The organism is Bradyrhizobium sp. NDS-1 (genome assembly GCF_032918005.1).
Lineage (GTDB): Bacteria > Pseudomonadota > Alphaproteobacteria > Rhizobiales > Xanthobacteraceae > Bradyrhizobium > Bradyrhizobium tunisiense.
Genome location: NZ_CP136628.1, coordinates 829,898 through 850,571 on the forward strand (window position 1 = coordinate 829,898; position 20,674 = coordinate 850,571).

Below are 20,674 nucleotides of genomic sequence, written 5' to 3' on the forward strand. Positions count from 1 at the left end.
AACATCATACCAGGAGGGCGTCATGCCTGAGGCATTCATCTACGACCACGTTCGCACCCCCCGCGGCCGCGGCAAGGCGGACGGCGCGCTGCACGAAGTCACCGCGCTCGCGCTCGCGACCGTGCCGCTGAAGGCGCTGAAGGACCGCAACAACCTGCCCGAGGATTCCGTCGATGACGTCGTGCTCGGCGTGGTCGATCCGGTCGGCGAGGCCGGCTCCGACATCGCGCGCTTCGCCGCGCTGAAAGCCGGTCTCGGCGAAGCCGTCCCCGGCGTGCAGATCAGCCGCTTCTGCGCTTCGGGCTTGGATGCCGTGAACTTCGCTGCCGCGCAGGTGATGAGCGGCCAGCATGAGCTGGTGATCGGCGGCGGCGCCGAATCGATGAGCCGCGTCGGCATCGGCGCCTCCGGCGGCGCCTGGCCGATGGATCCCTCGATGGCCGTGCCGGCCTATTTCATGCCGCAGGGCGTCTCGGCCGATCTGATCGCCACCAAATACGGTTTCTCGCGCGACGACGTCGACGCCTATGCGGTGCAGAGCCAGCAGCGTGCGGCGAAGTCCTGGGAGGAAGGCCGCTTCGACAGGTCGATCGTGCCGGTGAAGGACATCAACGGCCTCACCATCCTGGCCAAGGACGAGCACATGCGTCCCTCGACGACGATGCAGTCGCTGGCGCAGCTGCAGCCCTCGTTCACGATGATGGCGCAGATGGGCGGCTTCGACGGCGTCGCGATCCAGTCCCATCCCGAGATCGAGCGCGTCAACTACGTACACCATGCCGGCAATTCGTCGGGCATCGTCGATGGCGCCGGCGCCGTGCTGCTCGGCAGCAAGGACGCGGCGGCGAAATACGGCTTGAAGCCGCGTGCAAAGATCCGCGCGTTCGCCAATATCGGCTCCGAGCCGGCCATGATGCTGACCGGTCCGGTCGACGTCACCGAGAAGCTGTTTGCGCGGTCGGGCATGAAGAAGTCGGACATCGATCTGTTCGAGCTCAACGAAGCCTTCGCTTCGGTCGTGCTGCGCTACATCCAGGCCTTCGACATCGACAACGCCAAGATCAACGTCAATGGCGGCGCCATCGCGCTCGGCCATCCGCTTGGCGCCACGGGTGCGATGATCCTCGGCACCGTGCTCGACGAGCTCGAGCGCACCAACAAGTCCACCGCCCTCGTCACGCTGTGCATCGGCGGCGGCATGGGCACCGCGACCATCATCGAGCGGGTCTGACTTCTTACCCTCTCCCACAAGGGGAGGGGGTAAGACGAGATCTCAATTCAACCGCCGGGCCTGAGACCGGCTGCGGCCCGAGGAGCCACCAACATGTCGTACAAGAACTTCAAGGTCGAGACCGACGCAGACGGCATCGCGCTCGTCACCTGGGACATTCCGGGCCGTTCGATGAACGTGCTCGACGAGACCTCGACCAGCGAGCTGGACGCGATCGTCAAGGCGACCACGGCGGACGCCGCGGTGAAGGGCGTCGTCATCACCTCTGCCAAGGAAGCCTTCTGCGCCGGCGCGGATCTGTCGATGCTCGAGGGCATGAACCAGGCCTATGCGAAGGTCTTCAAGGAGCAGGGCGAGACCGCCGCGAACCAGATGCTGTTCGACCAGAGCCGTCGCTTCTCGCAGGTGCTGCGCTCGATCGAGACCTCAGGCAAGCCGTGGGCGGCCGCGATCAACGGCCTCGCGCTTGGCGGCGGTTTCGAGATCACGCTGTGCTGCCACTATCGCGTGGCGGCTGAGAATCCCAAGACGCGCCTCGGCCTGCCCGAGGTCAAGGTCGGCCTGTTCCCCGGCGCCGGCGGTACGCAGCGCGTGCCGCGCCTGGTGCCGCCGCAGGACGCGATGACGATCCTGCTCAAGGGCGATCCTGTCACGGTGGACAAGGCCAAGGCGCTGAACCTGATCCACGCCATCGTTCCTGCCGCCGACCTCGTCAAGGCCGCAAAGGACTGGATCAAGGGCGGCGGCAAGGCGGTCGCGCCCTGGGACGAGAAGGGTTTCAAGCTGCCCGGCGGCCCGGTGTTCTCCAAGGCCGGCATGATGATGTTCCCGGCCGGCAACGCGATCTACCGCCGCGAGACCTACGACAATTATCCGGCCGCGCGCGCCATCATGAGCTGCGTCTATGAAGGCCTGCAGTTGCCGATCGACGCGGCGCTTCGCGTCGAGTCGCGCTACTTCACCTCGGTGCTGCGCTCGAAGGAAGCGGCCGCGATGATCCGCAGCCTGTTCCTGTCGATGCAGGAGCTGAACAAGGGCGCGCGCCGCCCGAAGGACGTAGCCCCGACCAAGGTGAAGAAGATCGCGGTGATCGGCGCCGGCTTCATGGGTGCGAGCGTCGGCTACGTCTCGGCCCGCGCCGGCCTCGACGTCGTCTTGATCGACCGCGACCAGGAGAGCGCCGACAAGGGCAAGGCGCATGCTCAGAAGGTGATCGAGGAGCAGATCAAGAAGGGCCGCGCCAAGCCCGGTGATGCCGAGGCGCTGCTCGCGCGCATCACGCCGACCGCGGACTATGCCGCGCTGAAGGACGTCGACCTCGTCATCGAGGCGGTGTTCGAGGACCGCAAGGTCAAGGCGGAGACCTTCGCCAAGGCACAGCAACATCTCAAACCCGACGTGATCTTCGCCTCGAATACCTCGACGCTGCCGATCACCTCGCTGGCCGAGAGCTTCAAGGACCAGGGCAAGTTCGTCGGCATCCACTTCTTCTCGCCGGTCGAGAAGATGATGCTGGTCGAGATCATCAAGGGCAAGAACACCGGCGACCTCGCGCTCGCGACCGCGCTCGACTACGTCCGGCAGATCGGCAAGACACCGATCGTCGTCAACGACTCCAGAGGCTTCTTCGCCAACCGCTGCGTCGGCCGCTATGTCGCCGAGGGCAACGAGATGTTCCTCGAAGGCGTGCCGCCGGCGATGATCGAGAACTGCGCCAAGATGGCCGGCATGCCGGTTGGCCCGCTCTCGCTGTCGGATGAAGTCGCGCTCGACCTCGGCCTCAAGATCATGAAGGCGACGGAGGCCGATCTCGGTCCCAACGCCATCAACCCCGACCAGAAGAAGCTGATGGTGGAGATGGTCGAGAAGCAGGGCCGTTTGGGCCGCAAGAACAGCAAGGGCTTCTACGACTATCCCGAGAAGGGCAAGGGCCAGAAGAGCCTGTGGCCTGGCCTCTCGGCCTTGCAGCCGAAACAGCTCGACCCCGACACGCTCGATATCGAGGAGCTGAAGCAACGCTTCCTGGTGGTGCAGGCGGTGGAAGCCGCGCGCACGGTCGAGGACCATGTCATCACCGATCCGCGCGAGGCGGATGTCGGCTCCATCCTCGGCTTCGGCTTCGCCCCGTTCACCGGCGGCACGCTGTCCTATATCGACTTCATGGGCCCCAAGACGTTCGTCGAGCTCTGCCACAAGCTGGAGGCGAAATACGGCTCGCGCTTCACGCCGCCGAAGCTGCTGGAGGAGATGGCCGCGAAGGGCGAAACCTTCTACGGCCGCTTCGCGCCGAAGAAGGCGGCGGCCTGACGGGGCCCGGAGCCCCGGATTGCGCTGCGCTCCATCCGGGCTACGCACAAATGAAAGGCCGGATCATTGATCCGGCCTTTCCATCATCTCGTATGTTGAGCCCCGGCCTTACTTCGCCTGGACCAGCCCTTCCTCCTTCAGGGCTTCCTGCACCTGAGGCCGCGCCGCGACGCGCGCCTTGTAGGCGGCGAGGTTCGGCATCGCCGAGAGGTCGAACTTCATCCGGTCGCCCCAGGTGAGCATCGTGAAGAGATAGCCGTCGGCCACCGTGAACTGCTTGCCCATGAGATAGTCGCGGCCGGCGAGCTGGCTGTCGATGTATTTCAGCTTGCCCATGACGCGATCCCTGAAGAAGGCCTTGGCTTCGTCGTTGAGGGCCGGCGCGAACAGCGGACCAAAGCTCTTGTGCACCTCGGACGTGAGGAAATTCAGCCACTCCAGCAGCTTGTAGCGCTCGGAACTGCCGTGGGCCGGTGCCAGCGCCTTGGCTGAAGCCTGATCGGCGATCATCTGGACAATCACCGGACCTTCCGTCACGATCTCACCGCTGTCGAGGCCCAGCGCAGGGACTTGGCCCTTGGGGTTCAGCTTCAGATAATCCTCGCCATTTTCGAGCTTCTTGGCCCGGAGATCGACCTTGACCAGCTCATAGGGCAGGCCGGCTTCCAGGAGCGCTATGTGGGGGGACAGCGAGCAGGCACCGGGCGCATAATACAGTTTCATGGAATTTCCTTCTCTTGAAGCTTGGTTCGGCCGAAACTGCGATTACATGCAGCTGCTTGGAATAGTCAAGATTGATGCAGCTGCATCAAATGGGGTAAGAGACGGCGACGAGCTTGAGCTGGGACCATGAAACGCAAACCATCGACCGAAGCGACGTCCGCCTGGATCCGCCTGATGCGCGTGCCGAGCCGGGTGCTCGATTGCGTCGAGCAGGACCTGAAGAAGGCCGGCTTCCCGCCGCTGGCCTGGTATGACGCCCTGCTCGAATTGTCGCGGGCGCCCTCGGGCGAGCTGCGGCCGGTCGAACTCGAACGGCAGATGCTGATCCCGCAATACTCCACCTCGCGCCTGATCGACCGCCTGGTCGACGAGGGCCTGGCGTCGCGGCGCGAATGCAAGATCGACAAGCGCGGCCAATTCGTCGAGATCACGGAAGCCGGCCGCGAGTTGCAGAAGCGGATGTGGAGTGCCTATTCGGCCGCGATCGAGAAGTATGTCGGTTCGAAACTGTCCGACGCCGATGCCATCAAGCTCAGCGGGCTGCTCGACCGCCTGGGCTGCTCGTGCGGCGAGATGAAACTACCGCCCGCGGGCGTCAACGAAAGCATGCCGTCGCGATGATCGCGCGGCAAATCCACGCGTCCGCGCAACCGGTGGGTTCGCGGACCATCCTGTCACCCGCGCGCGTTCGGTCGAAGCGCCTTTTGATTAGAGTTTGATATGGCGCGAGACCAGATCGATATGACGCCGCTGCAATCGCGCGACGAACTCGTCGCGTGGTTCGAGGCCGGCAGCAAAGACCCGTCCGAATTCCGCATGGGCACCGAGCACGAGAAGACGCCGTTCACGCTCGAAGGCCACCGTCCGGTGCCTTACGAGGGCGCGCGCGGCATCGGCGCGTTGCTCGAGGGCATGAAGCTCCTGCTCGGCTGGGAGCCGATCATGGAGAAGGGCAACATCATCGGCCTCTACGACGTCACCGGCGGTGGTGCGATCTCGCTCGAGCCCGGCGGACAGTTCGAGCTCTCGGGCGCGCCGGTCGAGAACGTGCACCAGACCCAGAGCGAGTTGATGGCGCATCTGGCGCAGGTGCGCGAGATCGCAACGCCGCTCGGCATCGGCTTCCTCGGTCTCGGCATGACGCCGTCCTGGTCGCGCGCGGACATCCCGATGATGCCCAAGGGCCGCTACAAGATCATGACCAACTACATGCCGAAGGTCGGCCAGTACGGCCTCGACATGATGTACCGGACCTGCACGGTGCAGACCAATCTCGACTTCTCCTCCGAAGCCGACATGGTCAAGAAGCTGCGCGTCTCGCTCGCTCTTCAGCCGATCGCAACCGCCCTGTTCGCCAATTCGCCGTTCACCGAAGGCAAGCCGAACGGCTTCCTCTCCTTCCGCTCGGAGATCTGGCGCGACACCGACAATGCGCGGTCGGGCATGATGCCGTGGGCCTTCGAGGACGGCATGGGGTTCGAGCGCTATGTCGACTACGCGCTCGACGTGCCCATGTATTTCGTCAAGCGCGGCGAGGAGTACATCGACGTGTCGGGCTCCTCGTTCCGCGCGTTCTTCGACGGCCGCAACAACAACCTTCCCGGCGAGCGTCCGACCCTGTCGGACTGGGCAAACCATCTCTCGACGATCTTCCCGGAGGTGAGGCTCAAGCGCTATCTGGAGATGCGCGGCTCCGACGGCGGCCCGTGGGGACGGTTGCCGGCGCTGCCGGCGTTCTGGGTCGGGCTGCTCTACGACGATGTCGCGCTCGATGCCGCCTGGGAGATCGTCAAGCACTGGAGCGCGGCTGAGCGTCAGGCCCTGCGCGACGACGTGCCGCGCTTCGGCTTCAAGGCACGGATCAAGGACCGCTATCTGTTCGAGATCGCCAAGGAATGCCTCGCTCTGGCACATGCGGGCCTGCGCCGGCGCGGCCGCATCGACCAGCTCGGTCGCGACGAAACGCGGCATCTGGAGCCGCTCGACCGCATCATCGATTCCGGCCGGACCCCGGCCGAGGAAATGTTGGACAAGTTCAACGGTCCCTGGAAGGGCTCGGTGGAACCAGCCTACGCCGAATACGCGTTCTAGTGGGTAGGCCGCCGCTCGGGATTTCAGCCGTTCATCGCCCATACAGGTTTGCGGCGATCAAATGACCGGCTGAAAAAACCTGAGCGTCGTCAATAACTCGAAAGCTGTTCCGATGGGGAAGGGCCGCCTGTCCGGCGCCGTCATGGCAAAGGTCCTGCCAAGCGTCGTGGCATGTGTCACGCTGCTCTCGCTCGCATGCGCGAGCGTGCCGGCGCGCGCCCAGACTGCGTTCGACCGGCCCGGCGGCGACTATTTCAGCTCACCGGTCGCCTCAGGCGATCCCGAGGATTGCGCGCTGCTGTGCGAGCGTGACCGCCGTTGCCGTTCCTGGAGCTTCAACTATCCCGACGTCGAAGGCGGTTCGGCGGTGTGCTGGCTGAAGAACACCGTGCCGGCGCGCGTGCCGGGCAGTTGCTGCATCTCCGGTGTGCGCGGCGCCGGCGTGATCGAGCCGCGGGTCGAGGGCGTGGAGACGTCGATCGACCGTCCCGGCGGAGATCTGCGCAATTTCGAGCTGAAGGAGGGGGAGGGCGTCGAGGCCTGCAAGGCCGCGTGCACCGCCGACAACAAATGCCGCGCCTTCACCTATGCCCGCCCCGGCTACACCGGACGTGAGGCGCGCTGCTTCCTGAAAAAGGAAATCAAGCCGCCGCGCCGCAAGGCGGGATTCACCTCGGGCGTGGTGCGATAAGCTCCGCTCTCTTCGTCGTCGGCGCTGCCGTAGGGTGGACAAAGGCGCAAAGCGCCGTGCCCACGATCTTTGCGATATGACGACAGACGAGTGGGCAGGCTACGTTTTGCCCAACTGCGATCTCTCACTGGCAATCACCTACGAGATCTCACTCTGTGGCGATCACGGTGAGCTCCGGCCACAGCGCCCGCCATCGCGCGGCCTTTGCCGCGTAGTTCGCCGTTGAAAAATTCGGGCTTGGATTTGGCCGCACGATCAACCCTACGACATCGTCAAACCCATGCGGCGCGTAGACCTCGTAACCATCTCCTGCGCGCCGGACGCCGACCTGCGTGTTCTGCGTCAGGAAGCGATCGATGCCTTCTCTCGAGCTTCTCAGGGACGGATAGGGCAAGCCGTGCTTGGCGGGGTACCACAGATGCACGCGGGCCTGGTTGCGGATCTCGACTTTGACGCCGAGATGCGCGAGCCGCGCGTGCAGCTTGCGGATGACCGTGTCCTCCGCATCCCACGAAGTATCGGGATCGAAATAGAACACGTCATAGTCGGCGATGCCGTGATCGATCGGGCGGCGCGTGAGCACGTTCCACACGGTCTGCACCAGGCATCCGGAAACCAGCCAGGTATCCGGCAGCCCGAGGCGATGCAGTTCATCGATGATCGCGACGTTGACGGGATTTCTCAGCGCGAGCGCGAGGAATTCGTCACGGTTCATCGTCGTGCAGTGAGGTGACCTAATGTACCGCGGTGAAGAACCGTGCCAGCCTGAATCCCGACAGCCAGGTCCACACCGGCTGGCCGCGCATGCCGAGATCCCAGGAGCCGAGCACCGCGTCCGCACGGCCGATCAGATTGTCGATCGGCAACAGGCCGACGCCGCCGGACCGCAGCGGCACGCGGCTGTCAGAGGAGTTGTCGCGGTTGTCGCCGAGCACGAACAGATGGCCTGATGGCACCGTCACTTCCGGCGTATTGTCGAGCGGACCGTTGTCGCGCATCTTGAAGATCAGGTGCGAGACGCCGTTCGGCAGCTTCTCCACATAACGGTAGGCGGGCTCGCTGCCGCCATTGTCGTCCTCGGCCGCACCGACGCCGTCCGGCTTGAGCTCGGCGGGGCGGTCGTTGATGAAGAGCTGGCCCTGCCGCATCTGGATGCGATCGCCCGGCAGTCCCACGACACGCTTGACCCAGGCCTGCGAACGATCGCCGGGCCAGCGAAACACCACGACGTCGCCGAGCTTCGGCGTCTCCGCGAACACGCGTCCGGTCTCGGGCAGGCTGATTTGAATCGGCAGCGACGAGGTGCCGTAGCCATAGGGAAATTTCGAGGCGAGCAGCGCATCGCCGATCAGCAACGTCGGCTCCATCGAGCCCGACGGCACGTAGAACGGCTCGGCGAGCGCGCCCTTGGCGATGAAGACGGCGGCGACGATACCGGCGAGCTGAACGATCTGTCCGCCCCAGCCGCTGCTCTTACGCTTGGGCGTGACAGTGACCTTTTCTTCAACGCTCATGCGCCCGTTCCACCCACCGTGATGCGTTCCATCAGCAGCGACGGCTGGCCGACGCCGACGGGCACACCCTGGCCGTTCTTGCCGCAGGTGCCGATGCCGGTATCGAGCGCAAGGTCGTTGCCGATCATGCGGATCCGGTGCAGGTCGGTCGGCCCGTTGCCGATCAGCATGGCGCCCTTCAGCGGGGCGCCCAGCTTGCCGTTCTCGATCTTGTAGGCCTCGGTGCACTGGAACACGTATTTGCCCGAGGTGATGTCGACCTGGCCGCCGCCGAAATTCGCGGCGAAGACGCCATTCTTCACCGAGGCGAGGATCTCGGCCGGATCGCGGTCGCCCGCGAGCATGTAGGTGTTGGTCATGCGCGGCATCGGCACGTGGGCATAGCCCTGGCGGCGCCCGTTGCCGGTCGGCTTCATGTTCATCAGGCGTGCGTTCTGGCGGTCCTGCATGTAGCCGACCAGGATGCCGTCTTCGATCAGCACGGTGCGATTGGTCGGCGTGCCCTCGTCGTCGATCGACAGCGAGCCTCGGCGCGAGGCAATCGTGCCGTCGTCGACCACGGTGACGCCCTTGGCTGCGACCTGCTGGCCCATCAAGCCGGCGAATGCAGACGTCTTCTTGCGGTTGAAGTCGCCCTCGAGGCCATGGCCGACCGCTTCGTGCAGCATCACGCCGGGCCAGCCGGCGCCAAGCACGACGTCCATCTCGCCGGCCGGCGCCGGAATCGATTCCAGGTTGACCAGGGCTTCGCGCAGGGCGCCATCGGCGGCGTCGCGCCAGTTCTTGCTCTCGATGAATTCGGCATAGCCGGCCCGGCCGCCATAACCCTTGCTGCCGCTCTCCTGGCGATCGCCCTGGCCGGCGACGACGGAGACGTTGACGCGCACGAGCGGGCGAATGTCGCGATAGCTCTCGCCGTCGGGCCGCAGGATCTCGACCACCTGCCAGGTTGCGCCCAGGCTGACGCTGACCTGCCGCACCCGAGGATCCTTGTCGCGCAGGTAAGCGTCGATCTCGGCGAGCAGTTTGACTTTTGTCTCGAAGCCCGGCGCGTCCAGCGGATTGTCGTCGCCATAGAGGCGCACATTGGTACGCGGGGGCGGGGACGCAAAGCTGCCGGAATAGCCGCCGCGCACGGCCGCGACCGCGTCCGCGGCGCGGATCAGCGCGGGCAGCGACACGTCGGAGGAATGCGCGTAGCCGACCGCGTCGTCCTTGACCGCGCGCAGGCCAAACCCTTGCGAGGTGTCGTAGGTCGCCTGCTTCAGACGCCCGTTGTCGAACATCAGCGCTTCGGTCTGGCTGTATTCCAGGAACAGCTCACCGTCGTCGGCGCCAGCGAGCCCGCGCGCCACCTCGCTGCGAACCTGGTCGCGATCGAGATTGGCGCGGTCGAGCAGGGAGGTCGTGGCAGGGTTTGTCATGCGTCCGTCCATTAGCGGAAGATGTAGGGCAAGATAATGGTTTCGGACCGGTTCCGCGAGGGCGCCAAGTCTCACATTACGGAAACAATAGGATCGCTCACCGGCGGTCCAGACCGCTACGGCAGCTTGTCATAACCCTCGCCTAGCCCGTTCAGGCTGAGCGGGAAGCCGATGCCTTCTTCCGGGGTCTCGAAGATGATGAAGGTGGCGGTCTTGGCGTTGCGAAGCTGGCCGAGCAGCTTGTCGTCCATGACGACCTCGGCGACGCAGCCATTGGGCAGGCAGCGGACGAATCCGGCGCGGCCGACGTCCTGGTTGTCGAGCTTGAGGCCGAGGCCGGAGGGTAGCAGGACCCCTAGCGGCGCGACCACGCGCATCAGGCGGCTCTTCTGGTCGGCGGTCTTCAGCACGATGACGGTCAGGCCGGCATTGGAGCGGTCCTCCGCCACCACGCTTTGGATCAGGGCGCATTGCTCTGTCTGGGCGCCCGGCGGCGTGTCGCAGCGGATCTGCCAGTCGCCATGGACGGAGCGTACCGCGCCCTGCGCATGGGCAAGGCCGGGAAGTGCCAGAAGGACGATCGCAGCCAGCAGAGCCGCCAGCGACGGGAGGCGGTCAACCTTCCTTGTAGCCGGCCTTGCGGTCGATTTCGAAAGCCCCATCGGGTCGGTCCCTTTGCTCGCCGGGGGCGCTCGCACCTGGCGGACTAATCTGGCGGACTGATACGGGAATGACGGCGTCTTGAAGGCGATTCCCAAGCAAATTCCACGCCGCTTGGCATCGCCGCCGCCCGCACGAATCAGGTTCCTGCGCGGCCATCCGCCAGTGCCTACCGCGGGCAATTCCGCTGTCAAGCCACAGCATCCCGGGAAACGGTATTTTTGTCTGATGTTACTAGGAAATATCTTGCGGGTGATCGCTGGCAGGTCAGGCTCAAGACTGCATTGCGATAGATCAAGAATTATGGTTTGAGAGGCTTGATTTCGGCGTTCTAGCGATCTGGCCCCAATTCCTCTTAGAGGTATTCTTGCGCGGCGGTTTGTCAGGCGGGCGGATCGAATAAGCGTTTCCCGGACATAGGGCGGCGCACTTGGGGTGATTTCGTAAGGGGAGCGCGAACGGCATGAGGATGTCGATAGGCCGGATGGGCCGGCAGTTGCTGGGATTGACCGTGGCGGGTCTGACGCTGGCGACGGGCGGTGTGGCGTTCGCCGAACTCGGGCAGCCGGCGCCGTGGGAGTGGACGCTTCAGCAGTCCGGTTCCCCGGTCATGGACAACATCGTCTGGTTCCACAACTTCCTGTTCGTGCTGATCACGCTGATCACGCTGTTCGTTCTGGCGTTGCTCGTCATCGTGGTCGTCAAGTTCAACGCGAAGGCCAATCCGGTGCCGTCGCGGACCACCCACAACACGCTGATCGAGGTGGCCTGGACGCTCGTTCCGGTCCTGATCCTGGTCGGCATCTCGGTGCCGTCGTTCCGGCTGCTGTTTCTGCAGCTCGACATCCCGAAGGCGGACCTGACGGTCAAGGCGACGGGCAAGCAGTGGTACTGGTCCTATGCCTATCCCGACAACGGCAAGTTCGAGTTCGACTCGCTGATGGCCCAGGACAAGCAGCCCCGCCTGCTCGGCGTCGACAACGAGATGGTCGTGCCGGTCAACAAGGTGGTTCGTGTCCAGGTTACCGGCGCCGACGTCATCCACGCCTTTGCGCTGCCGGCTTTCGGCGTCAAGATCGACGCCATTCCGGGCCGGCTGAACGAGACCTGGTTCAAGGCGACCAAGATCGGCATGTATTACGGCCAGTGCTCGGAACTGTGCGGCAAGGATCATGCCTTCATGCCGATCGCGATCCGCGTGGTCGACGACCAGGAGTTCGCGTCCTGGGTCGAGGCGGCGAAGAAGAAATTTGCCAGCGGCGGCACCAGCACCTACGCCTCCGCGGCCGGCCCGACGCAATAAGCGTCGGGTCACGGCGCGAAGGACTGAAAGCGACATAAGGGCGGGACCTCCACAGGTCCGAATGGGACGCAAGGCAGGATTTGAAAATGGCAACGAGCGCAGCGGCACACGGCGATCACGCCCACGGACATGACGAGCATGCCCATCCGACCGGATGGCGCCGCTACGTCTATTCGACCAACCACAAGGACATCGGCACGATGTACCTGATCTTCGCGGTCATCGCCGGCGTCATCGGCGCCGCGATGTCGATCGCGATCCGGGCCGAGCTGATGTATCCGGGCGTGCAGATCTTCCATGAAGCGCACACCTATAACGTGTTCGTGACCTCTCACGGCCTGATCATGATCTTCTTCATGGTCATGCCCGCGATGATCGGCGGCTTCGGCAACTGGTTCGTGCCTCTGATGATCGGCGCGCCGGACATGGCGTTCCCGCGCATGAACAACATCTCGTTCTGGCTGCTGCCGGCCTCCTTCGCGCTGCTCCTGATGTCGACCTTCGTCGAGGGCGAGCCGGGCGCCAACGGTGTCGGCGCCGGCTGGACCATGTACGTCCCGCTGTCGAGCTCCGGTCATCCGGGCCCGGCCGTCGACTTCGCGATCCTGTCGCTGCATCTGGCGGGCGCCTCCTCGATCCTCGGCGCCATCAACTTCATCACCACGATCTTCAACATGCGCGCGCCGGGCATGACCCTGCACAAGATGCCGCTGTTCGTGTGGTCGATCCTGGTGACGGTGTTCCTGCTGCTGTTGTCGCTGCCGGTGCTCGCAGGTGCGATCACCATGCTGCTCACGGACCGCAATTTCCACACGACGTTCTTCGCGCCTGAGGGCGGCGGCGATCCGGTGCTGTTCCAGCATCTGTTCTGGTTCTTCGGCCACCCCGAGGTGTACATCCTGATCCTGCCCGGCTTCGGCATGATCAGCCAGATCGTCTCGACCTTCTCGCGCAAGCCCGTGTTCGGCTATCTCGGCATGGCCTACGCCATGGTCGCGATCGGCGGCATCGGCTTCGTGGTGTGGGCGCACCACATGTACACGGTCGGCATGTCCTCGGCGACGCAGGCTTACTTCGTCGCCGCCACGATGGTCATCGCGGTTCCGACGGGCGTGAAGATCTTCTCCTGGATCGCCACCATGTGGGGCGGTTCGATCGAATTCCGCGCCCCGATGATCTGGGCGGTGGGCTTCATCTTCCTGTTCACGGTCGGCGGCGTCACCGGCGTCGTGCTGGCGAACGCGGGCGTCGACCGCGTGCTCCAGGAGACCTACTACGTCGTTGCGCACTTCCACTACGTGCTGTCGCTGGGCGCGGTGTTCGCGATCTTCGCCGGCTGGTACTACTGGTTCCCGAAGATGTCGGGCTACATGTACAACGAGTGGCTCGCGAAAGCGCACTTCTGGGTCACCTTCATCGGTGTCAACTTGGTGTTCTTCCCGCAGCACTTCCTCGGCCTGTCCGGCATGCCGCGCCGCTATATCGATTATCCCGACGCATTCGCCGGCTGGAACCTGGTCTCGTCTTTCGGCTCCTACATCTCCGGCTTCGGCGTGCTGATCTTCCTCTACGGCGTGATCGAAGCTTTCGCGAAAAAGGTGCCGGCGGGCGACAACCCCTGGGGTGCGGGCGCGACCACGCTGGAATGGACGCTGCCTTCGCCGCCGCCGTTCCACCAGTTCGAAGTACTGCCCCGCGTGCAGTAAGCAATCTCCCGCGGCGCCCATGACGGGCGCCGCGGTGCTATAACGAAGCGAGTTGAATTAGTGTCCGTCCTCGACCACAACGCCATCGACATCAATCCCCGCATCTCCGAGGCGGAGGTCGGCGACTACATCGCGCTCCTGAAGCCGCGGGTGATGTCGCTGGTGATCTTCACCGCGCTGGTCGGGATGGCGATGGCGCCGGGACACTTCCACCCCGTGCTCGCATTCACCTCGCTGCTCTGCATCGCCGTCGGCGCCGGCGCCTCCGGCGCGCTCAACATGGCGCTCGAAGGCGACATCGACTCCAAGATGTCGCGTACGGCGAACCGGCCGATTCCGCGCGGCCGCATCACCCGGCCCGAAGCGATGGCGTTCGGCCTGACGCTGTCCTTCTTCTCGGTGATGACGCTCGGCATCCTCGTCAACTGGGTCGCCGGCGCGCTGCTCGCCTTCACCATCTTCTTCTACGTCGTGATCTACACGATGGGCCTGAAGCGCTGGACCGCGCAGAACATCGTGATCGGCGGTGCCGCCGGCGCGCTGCCGCCGGTAGTGGCCTGGGCCGCCGTGACGGGCACCGTCGACGTCGAGCCGCTGCTGCTGTTCGCCATCATCTTTTTCTGGACGCCGCCGCATTTCTGGGCGCTGGCGCTGTTCCGCTCCGACGACTATGCGCGCGCCGGGATTCCCATGCTGCCCAACGTCGCGGGTCCCGATGCGACGCGCCTGCAGATACTGCTCTACACCATCGTGCTGATCGCGGTCGCCGCCGCGCCCTGGGCGCTCGGTTATTTCGACGCCGTCTACGGTATCGTCTCGCTGATCCTAGGGGCCGGCATGCTGGTGCTCGCGATCAACGTCTATGTGCGTCGTGAGCGCAGCCAATCGCTGCGCGCGACCCGCAAGCTGTTTGCCTTCTCGATCCTCTATCTGTTCGCGCTGTTCGCGACCCTGCTGGCCGAGGTCGTGTTCCGGGCACTGGCTCCGATGGTTGGGGGCGCATGATCACAGCGATGGCAGACAAACCCGAGACAGACGGAATCGTCCTCACCGAGGCGCAAAAGAAGAGCCGTCGTCAGCGCTCCATTGCCATTGCCTTGGCGCTCGGCGTGCTCGTGGTGCTGTTCTTTGCCGTCACCATGGTCAAGGGACCGGCAGTTCTCGTGCGGCCGATGTAGGAAACATGCATCACGAGTCGACCATATCGCGGGATCAGAGCCGGACGGCCAGCAGGGGGCGCGCGCCTTTCAAGGGCCTCGGCCGCGACGCGCTGGTCGCCTCGATCTGCGGCGGCGTGGTCGCGCTGATGGTCGGTGCCTCCTATGCCGCGGTGCCGTTCTACGACTGGTTCTGCCGTGCCACCGGTTTCAACGGCACGACCCAGGTTGCGACCTCCGCGCCGGCCACCGGTCCGATCGCGCGGAAGATCACGGTGCGCTTCGATTCCAATGTCGGGCCCGGCCTGCCCTGGAAGTTCGAGCCCGAGCAGAACGAGATCGAGGTCAATATCGGAGAGGTCACGACCGTGTTCTACACCGTGACCAACCAGGCTGCACGCACCACGGCCGGGCAGGCTGCCTACAATGTCGCGCCGCTGACGGTCGGCTCCTATTTCCAGAAGATCAACTGCTTCTGCTTCACCGAGCAGACCATGGCACCCGGCGAGAAACGCGAGATGCCTGTCGTGTTCTACGTCGATCCTTCGATCGCCAGCGACCACGAGAACGACGGGCTGAACACGATCACGCTGTCCTACACCTTCTATCCGGTGAAGGATCCGGTGGTGAAGCCGCTGGCATCGGGTGAAAACGACAAGCGCAAGGGAAATCTCTGATCGCCGGGCTCGCGCCCGGGAGGTCGGAAACGAGGGGATAAGTGCCTGACAGGCACGGGATTGAGGAGAGAGACCGCAAATGGCAACGGCGCACACCAAGCATCACGACTATCACCTGGTCGATCCCTCTCCGTGGCCGGCCGTCGGTTCGCTCTCGGCCTTCATCATGGCGGTCGGTGCGATCGCCTGGATGCATCACATGTTCTCGGCCGCGCCGATCGTGTTCGGCGTCGGCACCGTCGGCGTGCTCTACACCATGGCGAGCTGGTGGGGCGACGTGATCAAGGAAGCCCAGTACAAGGGCGACCACACCCGCGTCGTGCAGTTGCATCACCGCTACGGCATGATCCTGTTCATCGCCTCCGAGGTGATGTTCTTCGTCGCCTGGTTCTGGGCCTATTTCAACGCCGCGCTGTTTCCCGCCGACGCCGTCCATGCCACCCGCGACGCCGTATTCGGCTGCGGCCTCGGCACACAGGCCGGGGCCTGCGCCGTGCCGGGCACCTGGCCGCCGAAGGGCATCGAGACTTTCGATCCCTGGCATCTGCCGCTCCTGAACACGCTGATCCTGCTCACGTCGGGCACCACCGTGACCTGGGCGCACCATGCGCTGCTCGAGAACGATCGCCAGGGCCTGAAATACGGCCTGATCCTCACCGTCGTGCTCGGCGCGCTCTTCACCTGCGTGCAGGCCTATGAGTACAGCCACGCGGCGTTCTCGTTTGGCGGCAACGTCTATGGCGCGACCTTCTTCATGGCGACCGGCTTCCACGGCTTCCATGTGTTGGTCGGTACCATTTTCCTGCTGGTGTGCCTGATCCGCGCCTATGCCGGCCACTTCACACCGAAACAGCACCTCGGCTTCGAGTTTGCCGCCTGGTACTGGCACTTCGTCGATGTGGTCTGGCTGTTCCTGTTCCTCTGCATCTACGTCTGGGGACACGGCGCCGAGTCGATGGCCCACGGCGCGCACTGAGGCGCGCGACGAACCGATCAGCAAGGGCGGCCGCTGGGCCGCCCTTTCGCTTTTGGGCAGCCGGAAGCTTCGACGAAAATTGTGATAGAGTCCGCCATCATGAACGACACCGCCGGCAGGCCCGAGCCCGAAACCACACTCTTGCAAAGCGCGCTGCGTGGGCTTGCCTGCAAATGCCCGCGCTGCGGCCAGGGCAAGCTCTATGCGGGCTTCCTGACGCTTGCCCCCGCCTGCGACCGCTGTGGCCTCGACTACGCCTTCATCGATGCCGGCGATGGTCCGGCGATCTTCATCATCATGCTGGCCGGCGGGATCGTCGTCGCGGCCGCACTCATCGTCGAGGTCAAATACCAGCCGCCATACTGGCTGCATGCGGCGCTGTGGTTGCCGCTGATCCTGGCCACCACGCTGTTGCCGCTGCGTGCGATGAAGTCGCTGCTGATCGCGCTGCAATTCCACCACAAGGCGGCGCCGGGCCGGTTGGTCGACCGCGCGAAATGAACGAGCCTGCGCGCAAGCCCCGCGTGGCCGGCTTCGCGCTGTTCACGCTGTTCCTGACGGCCGTCTTCGTCGCGCTCGGCGTCTGGCAATTGCAGCGGCGAACGGCCAAGCACGAGCTGATCGCGGCACTCACCGAGCGTCTCGCGGAAGCCCCTGTCGCGCTGCCGCCGCCGGCGCAATGGGCCGCGCTGAATCCCGCACGCGACGAATTCCGACGCGTCAGCTTCACCGCCACCTACGCAGCGTTGCCCGATGCGATGGTCTATTCCTCCGGCTCGGCGGTGCGCAAGGACGCCTCCGGACCGGGCACCTGGGCGTTCCTGCCGGCGCGGCTTCCCAGCGGCGAAACAGTCGTGATCGATGCGGGCTTCGTCGAGAACACCATGCAGGATCGCAGCGTCGAGGACCGCGCGGTGAAGAAGCTCGTCACCGGGCAGCCGGTCGCGCTCACCGGTTATCTGCGCTTTCCCGAGGCGGCCGGCTGGCTGACGCCGGCGGAGAATCGCGACAAGCGGCTCTGGTTCGTGCGCGATCATCTGGCAATGGCGGGCGCGCTCGGCTGGGGTGCGGTTGCGCCGTTCTATGTCGATCTCGAGCAGCCGGCGTCCGAGAACGGCATTCCGCGCGTGGGACCGCTCGACGTGCATCTGAAGGACGATCACCTGCAATATGCCATCACCTGGTTCACGCTCGCAGGCGCCGTGCTGATCGCCTTTGCCGTGTGGGCAAGAGGCCGGCGGCAGAGCTGATCTCGTCGGAGGTCCCCCGAGGGGAACCCGGTATCGCCCGGGGTATATTATTCAGCGCACATTCACGAGTGTGGTCCTAAGCCGCCGGTAGTGTCCCGCGGCAGACAGGATTGCGGCGTGAGCGATTTCGATCAGATGGGAATTGTCGTCGACTGGGTGGACGCCTGCCGGAGGGGCGACCTTGCGACGTTGCTCGACCTCTATGCGGACGATGCACAGGTCGAATGCACGTGTAACGGGGCGCGGCGCTATCGCGGCCGGAACGAGCTCGAGGCCTATTGGCAGCCGCGGCTCAGCGCCTTCTCCCTGGCGGGTTTCGGGCTGGAGGAGATCGGCCCAGTGTCCCACGGCGTCGATCTCGAATATTCCGTCGCCGGCGCGCTGCGCATTCACGCCTCGTTTCGCTTCAGCCCGGACGGCAAGATCCGCAGCACGCTGTGCGAGCCGGCGCGACAGAACGCGCTTGACGGCTGCTGTGCATGCTAGCCGCCGACCGGCACCTCGCGTGCGGGTTCGGCCGGAAGGCGGCAGCGGACATAGGTTCGCCCATCCACGCGCAGCAGTGACAGCGATCCGCTGAGCGCACGCACGCGCTCATGCATGCCGGTCAGGCCACGGCCGAAGACATTGTCGGCGGGAAAGCCGCCGCCGTCGTCGGAGATCTCGATCACCAGCGCCTCGCCGCTGACGGTCGCCTGGACATGGGCGCTGCTGGCCCTGGCGTGGCGCAGCACGTTGGTCAGTGCCTCCTGGATCACCCGATAGATGGTCCGAGCCAACGGCCCGTCGATCACGTTGAGATCGGGATCGATCGCATCCGTCAGGACGACATGCGGCGCCTGCTTGCGAAAGTTTCGGAGCAGCGTCTGCACGCTGGCCGCAAGGCCCAGCTCCTCGATGTAGAGCGGCCGCAGCCGATCGAGGATCCGGCGGTTGGTCTGCTGGAGCGCCTCGACCGATTGCAGCACCTCCTGGGCCGAATTGCCGAGATTTCCCACCGGAGGCGAGGCTTCGATCAGCGCGATCGTACCGGCGCGGATGCTGAACAGCAGCGGCCCGAGTTCGTCATGCAATTCGCGGGCGAGATCACGCCGCTCGTCGTCCTGGAGCGACACCAGGCGGTGCATCAGATCGCGATTGTCCTGGCTCAATTGCGCCAGCGTTGCAGCCAGCGCATTTGCTTCCATACAGCTCCGCCGAATCTCCGACGGTCCTCCGACCGGGATCGGCTTTGCGTAGTCGCCCCGCCGCATCCGCGTCAGGCCTTCACCGAGATGCTGCAGGGGACGAAGGGTCGATCCCGCGAAGACGTATGCGATAATCCCGGTGAGCACCGTCAGTATGGCGACGAGGCTGGCTAGCGCCAGGAAGCCGATCCATTTCTCGAACAGGTCGGCTGAGAGGTCCGGCAGGAACACGATGTCGCCGATACGTTTGCCGTCGATCAGCACCGGGGCCACAGCATCCGTGTCCGGTACCATGACCAGGTTGCTGAACCACTGTGGTACAGCTTTAAAGTTGTGTCTGTCGTTCGTTGGCGAAGGCACAGTCGTACCTTCCGCGGACCGGAATTGGATGTCCGAGGACGCGGTCAAGGATTGGACAAAGGCGTCGAGAATCTTCTGCGGATTGTCCGACGCGCGCAAAGTGCTGTTGAGCGCGCTGGCGATCGTTCGGATCGAACGTCGCGCCGGCTCGTTCTCGTCGGCCAACTGACCGCTTGCGAAGATGTGGAGCAGCACTCCGCCCAGGATCAGGGCTGCAAGAAAGCTCGCGCCGAGTGGAAGAAACAGTTGCGTTCTGAACGAGAGTCGTTGCCACATTAGGTCAATTCTAACGCTCATCGACGGAATTTTCTCTTTCCATTTGTTCCCGCCGGTCTATGAGTCAAGAAAAAGCGAGTGCGCGATGCAAGATACTGCCAAGCCGGGTACCCGGGTCCTTATCGTGGATGACCATCCCGTGGTGCTGTCCGGTTGCCGCACCCTGTTCGCTTCGGACCATTCGATTCGTATCGATGAGGCGACGGACGCCAAGTCCGGACATCGCGCCTATGTCAGCAAGCGGCCGGACGTCACCGTGATCGATATCAGCCTGCCCGATGTCTCCGGCTTCGAGCTGATGCGACGCATCCGCAAGGACGATCCCGACGCCAAGATCATCATGTTCAGCATGAACGACGATCCGGCTTTCGTGGTGAGGGCAGTCGAGCTCGGGGCTCAGGGCTATGTCTCCAAAGGCGACGATCCCAGGATTTTGCTGAAAGCGGTGCGCAAGGTGGTCGCAGGCGACAACTTCATCTCGCCGCAGCTTGCGGAAGCCGTGACGTTTTCCGGCGCGGCGATCAAGGCCAACCCGGCCTCGCAGATGACGCCGAGGGAGCTCGAAATTCTCCGCCTGCTTGGACGCGGCGACAAGATCGTGGAAGTCGCCGAGGCGCTTGGCATCTCCTACAAGACGGTCGCCAACACCACGTCTCTGCTCAAGCAGAAGCTGGGGGCCAAGAACCATTCCGACCTGATCAGGATCGCGGTGGAAATCGGGATGAACTGACGTCGCCGGGCGCGAGGGCACGGACACGCCGCGCGGGCCTTGCAGGTCGGGTCCTACCGGCCCGGCCACTGCCAGCCCGGAAGCACCGAACCGGCTACTTCAGGATGCAGCCGGTTCGGCGGGACGGATCGGCGCCAGCGTGCAGCCGGGCAATGCATGGACACCGCCGACACCCATCCGCGGAAACAATGAGCCGAGCCGGCAATCGTTCCGGTGCTGTCGGGATAAGATGGCAATCGACGGAGCAAATGCGCTCAAGCTCGCTCAAGAGAGACGCAAGCTTATCGGGAAAAATAGGAACATCGTCCTGCGCCCGTCGTTTCGCTCTTGACGATTTCGTGACGGGCGACGAAAGCTTGGCGGACAAAGTTTCAGCGGGGACGCCACCCCGAAAGAGGCAAACCGGTCTGC

General features: G+C 64.5%; 21 protein-coding genes. 15 read left to right on the top strand and 6 right to left on the bottom strand.

Annotated elements, in window-relative coordinates:
• Positions 1-22: 22 nt before the first annotated feature.
• Both RX330_RS03820 and RX330_RS03825 read left to right on the top strand, forming a co-directional pair.
• Positions 23-1,231: an acetyl-CoA C-acetyltransferase gene (locus RX330_RS03820; protein ID WP_317242130.1), complete on the top strand. Its 1,209-nt coding sequence runs from the start codon at positions 23-25 to the stop codon at positions 1,229-1,231.
• A 93-nt stretch (positions 1,232-1,324) separates the two neighbouring features.
• Complete coding sequence (locus tag RX330_RS03825) at positions 1,325-3,538, top strand: FAD-dependent oxidoreductase (protein WP_317242131.1); 2,214 nt, start codon at positions 1,325-1,327, stop codon at positions 3,536-3,538.
• Between the two features lie 108 nt (positions 3,539-3,646).
• Here RX330_RS03825 and gstA read toward each other — a convergent pair whose 3' ends face one another.
• On the bottom strand, positions 3,647-4,261 hold the full coding sequence (gstA, locus tag RX330_RS03830; protein ID WP_317242132.1) for a glutathione transferase GstA: 615 nt from the start codon (positions 4,259-4,261) through the stop codon (positions 3,647-3,649).
• 126 nt (positions 4,262-4,387) lie between these two features.
• Between gstA and RX330_RS03835 the strand changes: the two genes are divergently transcribed.
• The 3 genes from RX330_RS03835 (at position 4,388) to RX330_RS03845 (ending at position 7,043) form a co-directional block, all read left to right on the top strand.
• On the top strand, positions 4,388-4,882 hold the full coding sequence (locus tag RX330_RS03835) for a MarR family winged helix-turn-helix transcriptional regulator (RefSeq protein WP_212079692.1): 495 nt from the start codon (positions 4,388-4,390) through the stop codon (positions 4,880-4,882).
• 99 nt (positions 4,883-4,981) lie between these two features.
• Complete coding sequence (locus RX330_RS03840) at positions 4,982-6,352, top strand: glutamate--cysteine ligase (protein ID WP_317242133.1); 1,371 nt, start codon at positions 4,982-4,984, stop codon at positions 6,350-6,352.
• A gap of 112 nt (positions 6,353-6,464) precedes the next feature.
• Complete coding sequence (locus RX330_RS03845; RefSeq protein WP_212079694.1) at positions 6,465-7,043, top strand: PAN domain-containing protein; 579 nt, start codon at positions 6,465-6,467, stop codon at positions 7,041-7,043.
• A gap of 148 nt (positions 7,044-7,191) precedes the next feature.
• On the opposite strand, the gene RX330_RS03850 is transcribed toward RX330_RS03845, so the two are convergent.
• From RX330_RS03850 to RX330_RS03865, 4 genes are all read right to left on the bottom strand, one after another.
• Positions 7,192-7,758 (bottom strand): nucleotidyltransferase family protein, encoded by a 567-nt coding sequence (locus RX330_RS03850; protein ID WP_317242134.1) that lies wholly within the window; start codon positions 7,756-7,758, stop codon positions 7,192-7,194.
• A gap of 19 nt (positions 7,759-7,777) precedes the next feature.
• Positions 7,778-8,557, bottom strand: coding sequence for a signal peptidase I (gene lepB / locus RX330_RS03855; RefSeq protein ID WP_212079696.1), 780 nt, complete (start codon positions 8,555-8,557; stop codon positions 7,778-7,780).
• Positions 8,554-9,981 (bottom strand): metalloprotease TldD, encoded by a 1,428-nt coding sequence (gene tldD, locus RX330_RS03860; RefSeq protein WP_212079697.1) that lies wholly within the window; start codon positions 9,979-9,981, stop codon positions 8,554-8,556. Before tldD ends, lepB begins: the two co-directional genes overlap by 4 nt.
• 116 nt (positions 9,982-10,097) lie before the next feature.
• Positions 10,098-10,643: an invasion associated locus B family protein gene (locus RX330_RS03865; protein WP_212079698.1), complete on the bottom strand. Its 546-nt coding sequence runs from the start codon at positions 10,641-10,643 to the stop codon at positions 10,098-10,100.
• Positions 10,644-11,104: 461 nt separating this feature from the next.
• Here RX330_RS03865 and coxB point away from each other — a divergent pair, with 461 nt between their 5' ends.
• From coxB to RX330_RS03910, 9 genes are all read left to right on the top strand, one after another.
• Complete coding sequence (gene coxB, locus RX330_RS03870; protein WP_212079699.1) at positions 11,105-11,944, top strand: cytochrome c oxidase subunit II; 840 nt, start codon at positions 11,105-11,107, stop codon at positions 11,942-11,944.
• An 86-nt stretch (positions 11,945-12,030) separates the two neighbouring features.
• The gene (gene ctaD, locus RX330_RS03875; protein ID WP_212079700.1) at positions 12,031-13,650 is read left to right on the top strand and encodes a cytochrome c oxidase subunit I; all 1,620 of its coding nucleotides are present in this window, start codon (positions 12,031-12,033) and stop codon (positions 13,648-13,650) included.
• 60 nt (positions 13,651-13,710) lie between these two features.
• The gene (locus RX330_RS03880; RefSeq protein ID WP_317242135.1) at positions 13,711-14,655 is read left to right on the top strand and encodes a heme o synthase; all 945 of its coding nucleotides are present in this window, start codon (positions 13,711-13,713) and stop codon (positions 14,653-14,655) included.
• Positions 14,652-14,828 carry a hypothetical protein gene (locus tag RX330_RS03885; protein ID WP_063197888.1) on the top strand — a complete coding sequence of 59 codons (177 nt, stop codon included), beginning with the start codon at positions 14,652-14,654 and terminating at the stop codon, positions 14,826-14,828. The genes RX330_RS03880 and RX330_RS03885 overlap by 4 nt, the downstream gene beginning before the upstream one ends.
• Positions 14,829-14,833: 5 nt before the next feature.
• Complete coding sequence (locus tag RX330_RS03890) at positions 14,834-15,484, top strand: cytochrome c oxidase assembly protein (protein WP_317242136.1); 651 nt, start codon at positions 14,834-14,836, stop codon at positions 15,482-15,484.
• 79 nt (positions 15,485-15,563) lie between these two features.
• A complete protein-coding gene (locus RX330_RS03895; RefSeq protein WP_212079704.1) occupies positions 15,564-16,460 on the top strand; it encodes a cytochrome c oxidase subunit 3 in 897 nt (298 codons plus the stop codon).
• A gap of 99 nt (positions 16,461-16,559) precedes the next feature.
• The gene (locus tag RX330_RS03900) at positions 16,560-16,961 is read left to right on the top strand and encodes a DUF983 domain-containing protein (RefSeq protein ID WP_317242137.1); all 402 of its coding nucleotides are present in this window, start codon (positions 16,560-16,562) and stop codon (positions 16,959-16,961) included.
• Positions 16,958-17,710: an SURF1 family protein gene (locus RX330_RS03905; protein ID WP_212079706.1), complete on the top strand. Its 753-nt coding sequence runs from the start codon at positions 16,958-16,960 to the stop codon at positions 17,708-17,710. The genes RX330_RS03900 and RX330_RS03905 overlap by 4 nt, the downstream gene beginning before the upstream one ends.
• A gap of 117 nt (positions 17,711-17,827) precedes the next feature.
• A complete protein-coding gene (locus RX330_RS03910) occupies positions 17,828-18,196 on the top strand; it encodes a nuclear transport factor 2 family protein (protein ID WP_212079707.1) in 369 nt (122 codons plus the stop codon).
• Here the strand turns inward: RX330_RS03910 and RX330_RS03915 are convergent.
• Positions 18,193-19,533, bottom strand: coding sequence for an ATP-binding protein (locus tag RX330_RS03915; RefSeq protein WP_317242138.1), 1,341 nt, complete (start codon positions 19,531-19,533; stop codon positions 18,193-18,195). The two genes, RX330_RS03910 and RX330_RS03915, sit on opposite strands and share 4 nt — an antisense overlap.
• Before the next feature lie 85 nt (positions 19,534-19,618).
• On the opposite strand from RX330_RS03915, the gene RX330_RS03920 reads away from it, so the two are divergent.
• A complete protein-coding gene (locus RX330_RS03920) occupies positions 19,619-20,263 on the top strand; it encodes a response regulator transcription factor (RefSeq protein ID WP_094890791.1) in 645 nt (214 codons plus the stop codon).
• The last annotated feature ends 411 nt before the right edge of the window (positions 20,264-20,674 follow it).

Bases quoted from the DNA above. Each gene is read 5' to 3' on its own strand.
- RX330_RS03820 (WP_317242130.1), top strand. From the start codon at position 23: ATGCCTGAGGCATTCATCTACGACCACGTTCGCACCCCCCGCGGCCGC.
- RX330_RS03825 (WP_317242131.1), top strand. From the start codon at position 1,325: ATGTCGTACAAGAACTTCAAGGTCGAGACCGACGCAGACGGCATCGCG.
- gstA (WP_317242132.1), bottom strand. From the start codon at position 4,261: ATGAAACTGTATTATGCGCCCGGTGCCTGCTCGCTGTCCCCCCACATA.
- RX330_RS03835 (WP_212079692.1), top strand. From the start codon at position 4,388: ATGAAACGCAAACCATCGACCGAAGCGACGTCCGCCTGGATCCGCCTG.
- RX330_RS03840 (WP_317242133.1), top strand. From the start codon at position 4,982: ATGGCGCGAGACCAGATCGATATGACGCCGCTGCAATCGCGCGACGAA.
- RX330_RS03845 (WP_212079694.1), top strand. From the start codon at position 6,465: ATGGGGAAGGGCCGCCTGTCCGGCGCCGTCATGGCAAAGGTCCTGCCA.
- RX330_RS03850 (WP_317242134.1), bottom strand. From the start codon at position 7,758: ATGAACCGTGACGAATTCCTCGCGCTCGCGCTGAGAAATCCCGTCAAC.
- lepB (WP_212079696.1), bottom strand. From the start codon at position 8,557: ATGAGCGTTGAAGAAAAGGTCACTGTCACGCCCAAGCGTAAGAGCAGC.
- tldD (WP_212079697.1), bottom strand. From the start codon at position 9,981: ATGACAAACCCTGCCACGACCTCCCTGCTCGACCGCGCCAATCTCGAT.
- RX330_RS03865 (WP_212079698.1), bottom strand. From the start codon at position 10,643: ATGGGGCTTTCGAAATCGACCGCAAGGCCGGCTACAAGGAAGGTTGAC.
- coxB (WP_212079699.1), top strand. From the start codon at position 11,105: ATGAGGATGTCGATAGGCCGGATGGGCCGGCAGTTGCTGGGATTGACC.
- ctaD (WP_212079700.1), top strand. From the start codon at position 12,031: ATGGCAACGAGCGCAGCGGCACACGGCGATCACGCCCACGGACATGAC.
- RX330_RS03885 (WP_063197888.1), top strand. From the start codon at position 14,652: ATGATCACAGCGATGGCAGACAAACCCGAGACAGACGGAATCGTCCTC.
- RX330_RS03890 (WP_317242136.1), top strand. From the start codon at position 14,834: ATGCATCACGAGTCGACCATATCGCGGGATCAGAGCCGGACGGCCAGC.
- RX330_RS03895 (WP_212079704.1), top strand. From the start codon at position 15,564: ATGGCAACGGCGCACACCAAGCATCACGACTATCACCTGGTCGATCCC.
- RX330_RS03900 (WP_317242137.1), top strand. From the start codon at position 16,560: ATGAACGACACCGCCGGCAGGCCCGAGCCCGAAACCACACTCTTGCAA.
- RX330_RS03905 (WP_212079706.1), top strand. From the start codon at position 16,958: ATGAACGAGCCTGCGCGCAAGCCCCGCGTGGCCGGCTTCGCGCTGTTC.
- RX330_RS03915 (WP_317242138.1), bottom strand. From the start codon at position 19,533: ATGTGGCAACGACTCTCGTTCAGAACGCAACTGTTTCTTCCACTCGGC.
- RX330_RS03920 (WP_094890791.1), top strand. From the start codon at position 19,619: ATGCAAGATACTGCCAAGCCGGGTACCCGGGTCCTTATCGTGGATGAC.